The 3182-nt window shown below is 33.9% G+C and carries 4 protein-coding genes; all 4 read right to left on the bottom strand.

The annotated features are described in order from the left end of the window. Window positions 1–212: 212 nt before the first annotated feature. Window positions 213–1424 (bottom strand): NO-inducible flavohemoprotein, encoded by a 1212-nt coding sequence (hmpA, locus tag FLS47_RS16815; protein ID WP_149915487.1) that lies wholly within the window; start codon window positions 1422–1424, stop codon window positions 213–215. Between the two features lie 57 nt (window positions 1425–1481). After that, complete coding sequence (locus FLS47_RS16810; protein ID WP_149915486.1) at window positions 1482–1919, bottom strand: RrF2 family transcriptional regulator; 438 nt, start codon at window positions 1917–1919, stop codon at window positions 1482–1484. Between the two features lie 152 nt (window positions 1920–2071). After that, window positions 2072–2314, bottom strand: coding sequence for a cupin domain-containing protein (locus FLS47_RS16805; RefSeq protein ID WP_223225399.1), 243 nt, complete (start codon window positions 2312–2314; stop codon window positions 2072–2074). 425 nt (window positions 2315–2739) lie between these two features. Next, window positions 2740–3024, bottom strand: a complete 285-nt coding sequence (locus tag FLS47_RS18320; RefSeq protein WP_188347474.1) for a hypothetical protein — start codon at window positions 3022–3024, stop codon at window positions 2740–2742. Between the last annotated feature and the right edge of the window lie 158 nt (window positions 3025–3182).

Genomic DNA, 3182 nt, shown 5'->3' with positions numbered 1-3182 from the left:
CTTCAAGCGGATGATGAATAAATGGAAATCATCATTTTTTGTCTTTATTCAAAACCTGTTTATCCAACTCTATTGTTGCAGGTTAAATTGGATAATCGGATCAAAATAGCTTTTTAAGGCTTGACTAATTAAGAGCTGCCCCAATTATCTTGAGGCAGTTCATTATAATTAAGTTTCAAATGAGCTTCTTAATATTTTGATAAAATTAAATATTAGTTTACTTGTAAATTGGAAGGTCCGAATTCTTCAAAATGAATCGCAGATTTCGGCACATTATTTTCTATAAGAAATGTATAGTGTTTTGAAATGAATGGCGCAGGGCCACAGATATAATATTCTGCTCGTTGGTCTATAACTTGGTCTTTAATCTTAGAAAGCTCAACCCAACCTTGATGGACAGAAGTTTCTTGATTGATTAATTGCTCATAAAAAATATGTTTCTCTACATTATTGTAACGATTTGTTATTTCCGCTAGTCTATCTTTAAAAGCATGTACAGCCTCATTACGGCACCCGTGTACCCAAGTTATTTTGAGATTATCATTGGCGTTTGATTGGTTTATAAGATTTTCTAACATGGCCATTAATGGTGTTTGCCCTACACCTCCACTTATAAAGACTTTTGGTTTTAGATCTTCATGTTTTAATACGAAAACCCCTGAAGGTGAAGATAGATCTACAAGGTCTCCTTCACTAATGTAATCATGTAATCTATTACTTATCATGCCATCAGGATGAATATTGCCTGTTTCACGTTTTACGGAAATTCGATAATATTTGCCATTAGGACAGCTGGAAATGCTATATTGACGAGGTTGTAATAAATTTAGCTCGGGAAGGAAGAGACGTAAGCTTACGTATTGTCCGGGTTGGAAATCTGCTACCGGGCCGTTATCTGAAGGGTATAAATAAAATGAAGTTATTTCTGTAGACTCATTAATTTTTTTCTTTACCACAAAAGGTCGCCATCCTGTCCAACCACCGTTTTTATTGACGTGATTATTATAAATTTTCTGTTCATGCCCGCTCATTAATTGTGCTAACTCCTCATAAGCTACTCTCCATGCATTCAGTAATTCCGGCGTTGCACCATCTCCTAATACCTCAGCTATAGATGCAATTAGATGTTTGCCAACAATTGAATAATGTTCTGGCCGAATATCTAAACTCGTATGTTTATGACCGATATTGTCAATAACAGGTAATAACACAGTAGGATCGTCAATATGTTCGGCATAAGCTAATATTGTCATAGCCAAGGCTGTTTGTTGTTTGTGATTTTTTTGATTCCCCATGTTGAATACATTTTTAAGTTCGGGGTTATGTTCAAACATACGCGTATAAAAATGGGTAGTCAATAATACTCCATGCTCCTTTAGTATGGGAACAGTCGCTTTTACTATGTCTTTTTGATCATTAGTCATTGTATGTATTATATTAAACAATAAAAGATAAAAATGTCTTTTATTTGGGTGAAAAAATTATTTATTTAGTGTTAATTGCCCTTTTATTAATTCATCATTGAATTGTCCGATAGAAGTGTCCTTCAACATCCGGGTAATATTGTTTCTAACATTTTTAAAATCATTATGCAATGGACATGGATTTTCTTCAGAACAATAGCTGAGTCCCATACCGCAACCCTTGAAAATCTCTTCCCCCTCAATAGCCATAACAATATCTGCAAGAGGACGTTTTAAACTGTGCGAATCTAAGTAAAAGCCTCCATTTGGCCCTTTGATAGATTGTACTAAGCCCTCTTTACTAAGCTTTTGTAATATTTTTGCCAAGAAATGTTCTGGTGAATGGATGTTTTCTGCAATTTCCTTAATGCCGCAACGTTGTCCATTATGTGATCTTTGCGCTATATAAAACATTGCTCTCAAAGCATACTCACATGTTTTAGAAAATATTCCCATGTCTGATTATTGGTACTTTATCTTTTGAAGTATAAAATAATATCTTTATGCTCTGGATTTAAGAAGTCCTTTATGTAGCCTCTTTTCTGTAAATTATTCACTGTCTCCCTCTGAGTATATAGTAACAAGTAAATGTATTTATATTTGTATTTTTATTTATTCGAGATCTCTGTATTACTTTTTCCCATCTTCTCAACCCTTTCAATACTATCTGACTTATTCAATGATAGTCTTACAATACTATCTTCTACTGCTTTTAGATCATGTACTGCTGAGGCCTCTAACGCTATTAGTGTTCCTTTAGTAAGAATATGTCTTTCATTCAAGGCGCCAAAATCAATACATCCTTCTATAACATGAATGACGATTGGATATGGCGATTTATGCGCTTTCATTTCTTGGTTTTTACGAAAGGCAATCCTAACTTCTTTAGTATTCTCATTATTTAAAAGAACATGGATGGATGGCCTTGTGTTTTCGTATATTAAATTATCAAATATTGATACTTTTTCCATTTTTAAAATTAGTTACGTTAATTGTTATGTTTATTTAATAAAAATTTCTTTCAAAAGTGATGATTTTTTGACGTGTATCTCAGTTTATAATTTTGTCCTAGTTAAAGAGCATTGATATAACTATATGTTCTCACACATTGCGGTGCATGGTGCCAAAAAGCTGCTACATATCCTCTATTTTTAAATTTCATCTTTTCTGCTTAAAAGAAGTTTAATTCCCTAAGTTTATCAAATATAATAAATAACTAATAAAAGACAAAAACATCCTTTATTATTTATTAGATTTATTAAAATCTGCATATATATTAGGGAGGGATTATTGAGTACAACTCAAAGAACCTTTTGGAGCCTATTTTTGAAAATATGGTGGTCAATAGGATTCCGAATATTCCACCTACCAACATGGCTACTGGTGTGCGGAAGGCCAATTGAGGGTGATAAATTGGGTTGGTAAACCGTTGAGTAAACTCTTGTCCGTATTCCAGTTCCCCGGATCCATCATAAAACCGAGGATTGATACAATAATAACCATCGTAATCCACGACCCAAGGCTCAGGAAAGCACGAATCGAATATGTTTGAGTTTGGCATTTAATGATTTGTTGGAATTCTTCCAAGTGAGGTAGTGAACTACCCATTTGCTAAAGACAAATGGGCTTCGGGCTTCACAGACTTGTGCTTTGTTGCCAAAGTCTTATTTGAGTCTCCGCCCGTGTAATCGCCAGTTCCTGACGATATTATTTTTAATC

Origin of the sequence: Sphingobacterium cavernae (genome assembly GCF_008520265.1) — a bacterium.
GTDB lineage: Bacteria > Bacteroidota > Bacteroidia > Sphingobacteriales > Sphingobacteriaceae > Sphingobacterium > Sphingobacterium cavernae.
The sequence above is the reverse complement of the archived record's forward strand: the minus strand, read 5'-3'. Positions and strand labels throughout refer to the sequence as shown.

Excerpts from the sequence above, each read along its gene's own strand:
- FLS47_RS18320 (WP_188347474.1), bottom strand. The coding sequence starts at position 3,024 with ATGCCAAACTCAAACATATTCGATTCGTGCTTTCCTGAGCCTTGGGTC.
- hmpA (WP_149915487.1), bottom strand. The coding sequence starts at position 1,424 with ATGACTAATGATCAAAAAGACATAGTAAAAGCGACTGTTCCCATACTA.
- FLS47_RS16810 (WP_149915486.1), bottom strand. The coding sequence starts at position 1,919 with ATGGGAATATTTTCTAAAACATGTGAGTATGCTTTGAGAGCAATGTTT.
- FLS47_RS16805 (WP_223225399.1), bottom strand. The coding sequence starts at position 2,314 with ATGAAAGCGCATAAATCGCCATATCCAATCGTCATTCATGTTATAGAA.